The following is a 4,592-nucleotide window of genomic DNA, read 5'->3' on the forward strand; positions in this document are numbered from 1 at the left end:
CTGTCGAGGCGGCTGCCTCCTCTGGTGGCCAGATCATGCCGCCGATCATGGGTGCTGGAGCCTTTATCATGGCCGATATCCTGGGCATCTCCTATTTCAAAATTGCCGCATCGGCCTTGATTCCAGCTATCCTCTATTATCTCGGATGTTGGATGGCTGTCCAATTTGAGGCGAAACGTTTGGGAATGCTTCCTGATCCAGATGCAGGAAAGATCCCCCTTAAAGAGATGTTCGCTGGAAGCCATACCCTCTTTATTCCTTTAGTCCTTTTGAGCGTTTTATTGGTTTTGATGTATACCCCAACCACTTGTGCCTTCTGGTCTTTTATCATTGCGCTGCTTCTATACCTTATCTCTCAGAGAAGTAGAAAAGAGCTCTGGGAAGCACTGAAAAAGGTAATGAAAGCCCTGGAGGCAGGTGCCTATACGGCTGCTTTCGTAGCCTCCATGGCTGGTATAGTTCAATTTGTAGTGGCTGTTGTAGGGATGACCGGATTGGCTGTTAAGTTCTCCTCTGTAATCATCGCCCTAAGCGGCCAATCCCTTCTGATCGCTTTGGCATTGGGCATGGTCGTCACCATCATATTGGGCATGGGCGTTCCGACGGTGGCAGCCTATATTCTGGGGATCTCAATCGTGGCTGGCGCTTTTGTCAGCGTAGGTATCGAGCCACTTCCTGCTCATCTCTTCATTTTCTATTATGCAGTCCTGGCTGGAGTAACACCACCCGTGGCCTTGGGAGCCTATGTAGGGGCAGCGATTGCGGGGGCTCACTGGTTCCGGACAGCATTGACCGCCTGCCGCATCGGCTTTGCAGGATTCTTAGTCCCCTTTATGTTTGTTTACAACCCAACTCTTTTAGGACAAGGCCCTATTCTATGGGTGATTATTGGATTTCTCTCCGCATGCATAGGGGTGATCGCTCTCTCCGCTTCGATGATCGGCTATTTGATCAAACCTGCTAATTTTATTGAAAGGGTGTTGCTCTTTGGGGCTGCTCTTGCTTTGATCGATTCTCGTCTTACCACTGACCTCATCGGCTATGCTTTATTCGGAATGGCTCTATTTTTACAAAAGAGGTGGAACTGGCGGCCACAAGAAGCCATCCCGGTTTTAGTGGGTGGGGAGGCAGATAAAACGGAAAAGCGGTTATAAGGATGACGAGGCTCTATGAACAGGGACAGGAAAAGGGGGTAGAGTAGAAAACTAGCGTATTAGCCTATGCCCTATCTCCAGCTCCCGCTCATCAAAACGGATGTTCAGTTGGTTTGAATCCGGCTTTCCGATCATCTTCTTCCAGGGGCTTTCGCAGTCCTGCTTGGCCTTCTGGTTTAGTTTCCTCTGAAGTTTCCGGATCTTTTCCAGAGTTTCCCCTAAATCCCTTCTATCATATAGTGCTACGAGGCATTACTCCCAGCCCTCTGCCGCCAGGGCTTCATGCAATTCCTCTGGATGATGGCGATAGCGATATTCAAGACGGCTGGATTCGGCATGGGCTTTGTTGTAAGGCCAGCCACCGGCCATGCGATTGCGTTCATGTAACTCATGCAAAAGCACATAACCCCGCTCTTTTTCTTCGATATCATCATCAATCCAGACTTCGTTCTCTGGGACGAATTCATAAACATAATCATGGCCACCTTCTGTAAAGTCGATATCGAACACACTGCGAACAAGGCGACCATTGACAATCCATACGCTCACCCCATTTTCGAGCTTTTTCCACAGCCGCTCGTGAACCTCACGCCTGTCCGGTAATTCCCGCCCATGATGAGTCAAACGTCGCACATCTCCAGCGCGGCGGCACTCCCTTCGCTCAACTTTGTCAGCTTCTGCCAAAGCCTCATTATAAGTGACCCCCTTCGCCAATTTGCACAAAAATGATCAATGGCTTCTCTTTTCTTTCTTATTAAACATAAATAAAGCATTCTCGACAACCAACAGAATCTCTGCCTGATAGTTAAAAAAAAGACTAAATAGTTCACATCCGGAAACCCAACTTTTTCCCTCCCCCTTCGATGGAGGAGGGAAGGGTGGGGGTGATAACGATTTGGAATCTCAGATTTTCTTTTTAATTTCCCCTCACCCCGCCCCTCTCCCGCAAGGGGAGAGGGAGTTTCCGGATGGAAACCAAATAAGATCAACTTCCAAAAACACCTAAAAACTGTCAATAAAAATATTTCAACCTTACCCCCAGCTCCTACCTTCCAGGGTGCTTTCCGCTTCCAATGATTTGGTGGCATAAAATTTGCTTTGGGAAAATAGGCAGATTATTCAATGACAATGGTTTCCAAAACTCACAATTCATTATCCTCTCGTTGCTTTACGATAGAGGTAGAAGATGTTATCTGAATTTTTGGAATCACTTACTCCGGGAGAATTATTAATATTACGGGGAGATGCTCTTAAACATATAAAAACGAGGGAGTATCTTTATCAAAAGACAGAAATAGATAATACAATTTTCTTGTTGCATAAAAGCGGTAGTTTTGGCCTTCATGTAAAAGTGGAAGATATTGACTGGGACGCATATCAAAAACAAAGAGGAGAGGTGACTTCGTTACGACAAAAACTGCTATTATAGAATGGCATAAAAGAAGCGGGAGGCGGACCATGGCCATATTGATTTTTCTTTTGGGTCTTTTTCTTTTCTTCGGATCGGATTCTTTTGCTCAGGTCTACAAGTATGTGGACAAGGAGGGTAAGGTCTGCTTTACCGATAACTTAATGTCTTCTCTTTTAAAAGATGGTACCTCAAATAAAGAACAAAATTCAAAAGGGGTAATCAATCAAAAAAAAAGAAATGGTCAGCCGATATTGAGTAGGAAGATTGTTGAATGGGGCAAAGGAGACGATATAATCAATCCCCGGAAATAGCCAAGCGGGGATCCTCATACTAAAGAGCTCATGGAGAGTTTTTCGCCCCTCCTCCGGTGAAGCCCCTAGCTCCGCAGCGATCTCAGTATAGTGCGGCGCCTGCCCGGTTTCTATCATACGCCTCAAAATGAAATGAAAGGTGTTATCAAGAATAGTGGGTTTATTCATGAAAGGCCTCCTTTCTTTCTTCTTTTTTGGTTTGCCATTATTACAAATTGAAAATAGGGTCTTGCGTATCCTTTTAACATCCTCTTGATTCTTTTATATTCCATTAGAACCATGGCTTTTCAAAATCAGCTAACATATCCTTCCCCTCCGGCAAATACCCAGCAATGATTTCTGAAACACTCGTGGACGGACTAGATATTTAGAAAGAACCGCCAACCTCTTCCATAGGTTGTTTCAAAACCTACGTCCCCTCCCTACAGGATTTCAAGACTTGCCATTGCGGTACCGGTTACCTTTCTTCGCTTCGGCCTGCCGGCGGCGGCGCTCTTCTCCCTCCCGGGCGAGCGCTTCGCGGTTACTGTCGTCGACCCGCATGAAGGCGTCGCGCCACTCGTCGTTGCCCCAGCGAAACGGCGTCTGAACCGTGGTGCGGGGCATCCAGGCCCTCTCAAGCAGATTAAGGGCAGTTCCCACGATCGAGCGCTGCATCTCGGTGTCCCAGGGCTTCCCGCAGGGGTTTCCCAGTGGGAAGTCGGTGAACACGAAGCGGGCGACGCCGCATTCCTCGACGATGTCGCGGGCCGAGCCCAATACTACCGTAGGCACGCCGTTTTCTTCGAGGTGTCGGGCGACCAGACTCACGGTCTGGTGGCAGACCGGTCAGAGTGCCGAGAGGAGCATGGCGCCGACACCATCCTCACGGCACCACTCAAGGATCTTCGGGGCGTCCCGCAACGATGTCCTGCCCTGGCTGTAGTCGGTGGGGACCCCATAGAAGCGGGGCGACACCGACTCGATGCGGCTGCCAGCAGCGTACTCGGCTAGACGGTTCAGCGGTAGGAAACTATCGCCGTCGTCAGTGTGGGTTGCGCCTTTGTCCCAGAACAGGTCGGCAGTGAACATGCGCATCGGGGCCGGATTTGCCGCCAGCGCATATAACTCCCTGGTTTTCCGCCGGCCCTGTCCTTCAGCTTCGGCATCCATTTTGCCTGCGGTCGTCACCAACCCTACCCGGCACTCGGAGAGCGGCTTTTTAAGAGGGGTGAAGGGGGCGTCGTCGTGGTGGGCCCAGGTATACGGCTGGGAGTAGCCCTGAGCGGCGTAGTACTCCCGGCTGCGATCGATATAGCTCACGAAAGACCGGTATGGCCGGCGCTGATCCATAGGGCACCTCCTCTACTTAAATTCTTCTGCTTCACGACAAGATTGGCAAATTATGCACTGAGTTTTTTTCTCATTCGGAAAGTCTGAACCGGACAGCCTCTTAGGTATGTGTCCCCGGAATTTTGCGGGAAACTTGGTCTAGGACCGATATCTTAGACCCAAGTGATTACCACTTTCCCCGTCTGCCCTGACTCAAAGATCTTGTAAGCCTCGGCCGCTTGCTCCAGACGGAAATGATGGGTGATCAGTTTCTTTAACGGGAGCTTGCGTTCGGCCACATATCTCGCGACCTCTCCTAAGCCGATCGTGCTCATAGTCCAGGAACCGTGTATGGTTAGCTGCTTATGCATGATGTCCCGGCTGATGTCAAAAGAGGTCTCACCC

7 protein-coding genes are annotated in these 4,592 nt (G+C 49.4%); 3 read left to right on the forward strand and 4 right to left on the reverse strand.

Translation table 11 applies throughout. The annotated features are described in order from the left end of the window. On the forward strand, window positions 1-1,154 hold a 1,154-nt coding region (locus Q7V48_12075), incomplete at its 5' end, for a TRAP transporter fused permease subunit (protein MDO9211463.1). Between the two features lie 252 nt (window positions 1,155-1,406). Here Q7V48_12075 and Q7V48_12080 read toward each other — a convergent pair. Beyond that, window positions 1,407-1,838 carry a hypothetical protein gene (locus Q7V48_12080; GenBank protein MDO9211464.1) on the reverse strand — a complete coding sequence of 144 codons (432 nt, stop codon included), beginning with the start codon at window positions 1,836-1,838 and terminating at the stop codon, window positions 1,407-1,409. Window positions 1,839-2,340: 502 nt separating this feature from the next. Here Q7V48_12080 and Q7V48_12085 point away from each other — a divergent pair. Together Q7V48_12085 and Q7V48_12090 are read left to right on the forward strand one after the other, a co-directional pair. Further along, window positions 2,341-2,583, forward strand: coding sequence for a hypothetical protein (locus Q7V48_12085; protein MDO9211465.1), 243 nt, complete (start codon window positions 2,341-2,343; stop codon window positions 2,581-2,583). 29 nt (window positions 2,584-2,612) lie between these two features. Next, a complete protein-coding gene (locus Q7V48_12090) occupies window positions 2,613-2,876 on the forward strand; it encodes a DUF4124 domain-containing protein (GenBank protein MDO9211466.1) in 264 nt (87 codons plus the stop codon). A gap of 432 nt (window positions 2,877-3,308) precedes the next feature. Here the strand turns inward: Q7V48_12090 and Q7V48_12095 are convergent, their stop codons facing one another. From Q7V48_12095 to Q7V48_12105, 3 genes are all read right to left on the reverse strand, one after another. Next, the gene (locus tag Q7V48_12095; protein MDO9211467.1) at window positions 3,309-3,650 is read right to left on the reverse strand and encodes a hypothetical protein; all 342 of its coding nucleotides are present in this window, start codon (window positions 3,648-3,650) and stop codon (window positions 3,309-3,311) included. Between the two features lie 54 nt (window positions 3,651-3,704). Beyond that, complete coding sequence (locus Q7V48_12100) at window positions 3,705-4,208, reverse strand: hypothetical protein (GenBank protein MDO9211468.1); 504 nt, start codon at window positions 4,206-4,208, stop codon at window positions 3,705-3,707. Between the two features lie 152 nt (window positions 4,209-4,360). Next, window positions 4,361-4,592 (reverse strand): zinc-binding dehydrogenase (locus tag Q7V48_12105; GenBank protein ID MDO9211469.1); only part of this gene is annotated, 232 nt, incomplete at its 5' end.

The sequence above is a fragment of the Deltaproteobacteria bacterium genome (assembly GCA_030654105.1).
In the GTDB taxonomy this organism is placed as follows: Bacteria; Desulfobacterota; SM23-61; order SM23-61; family SM23-61; genus JAHJQK01.

Bases quoted from the DNA above. Each gene is read 5' to 3' on its own strand.
- Q7V48_12085 (MDO9211465.1), top strand. From the start codon at position 2,341: ATGTTATCTGAATTTTTGGAATCACTTACTCCGGGAGAATTATTAATA.
- Q7V48_12090 (MDO9211466.1), top strand. From the start codon at position 2,613: ATGGCCATATTGATTTTTCTTTTGGGTCTTTTTCTTTTCTTCGGATCG.
- Q7V48_12100 (MDO9211468.1), bottom strand. From the start codon at position 4,208: ATGGATCAGCGCCGGCCATACCGGTCTTTCGTGAGCTATATCGATCGC.